This window comes from Allobosea sp. P1_A7 (assembly GCF_056406775.1).
This window is the reverse complement of the sequence record NZ_JBFTZN010000631.1, coordinates 1-767: the sequence shown is the minus strand read 5'-3', so window position 1 is coordinate 767 and position 767 is coordinate 1. Positions and strand designations below refer to the sequence as shown.

The following is a 767-nucleotide window of genomic DNA, read 5'->3' as shown; positions in this document are numbered from 1 at the left end:
GATCGCCGACATGTCGAGCGTGTCGATGCCCGTGCCGCCGTCGCTGTCATCGCCGAAATAGACGTCGTTGCCGTCACCGAYCGCAGCCACGAWCACRTCRTTGCCCGCACCCGCCACCACRGTGTCGTCGCCGGCCCCGGCCGTGATCCGGTCGTCGCCCGTGCCACCGAAGATCCGGTCGTTGCCGGCCTCGCCATCGATCAGGTCGTTGCCGGACCCGCCAAGCAGCACGTCGTCGCCGGCTCCGCCGAAGACCACGTCGCGGCCCTCCCCGGCATCAACGAAGTCGTTGCCGTCGCCGGCCGAGATCGTGTCGTTGCCGCCCGCTCCGATCAGGACATCGTCGCCGCCCTGGCCGATCAGGTTGTCCGCCCCAGACGCCCCGAGCAACACGTCCGCCTCGGGCATRCCGACCAGAACCAGTCCGGCGTCCGGCTGCGTTGTCTGGCCGGTTCCGCCGCCATTGCCGGTATCGGTGCCGGTGCCGCAACTCCCGCCGCCGCCGTTCYCGGTCYCRTTGCCKGWGCCGCYGCCGCCGCCATTCTCSGTCTCGTTGCCGGWGCCGCYGCCGCCGCCRTTCTCCGTCTCGTTGCCGGTGCCGCCGCCGCCGCCRTTCTCGGTCTCGTTGCCGGAGCCGCCGCCGCCGCCGTTCTCSGTCTCGTTGCCCGAGACGCCGCCGCTCCCGTTACCGGTGCCGATGCCGCCGTCATCGCCAACGACGGTCTCGAAGATGTTCTCCGGCAGATTGGTCAGGCTGGTATTGGTAT

At 70.6% G+C, this 767-nt stretch carries 1 protein-coding gene; it reads right to left on the bottom strand.

Features of this window, described 5'->3' with window-relative positions:
* Positions 1-767: calcium-binding protein (locus AC1D34_RS38125; RefSeq protein ID WP_476827099.1), on the bottom strand; the 767-nt coding region annotated here is incomplete at both ends.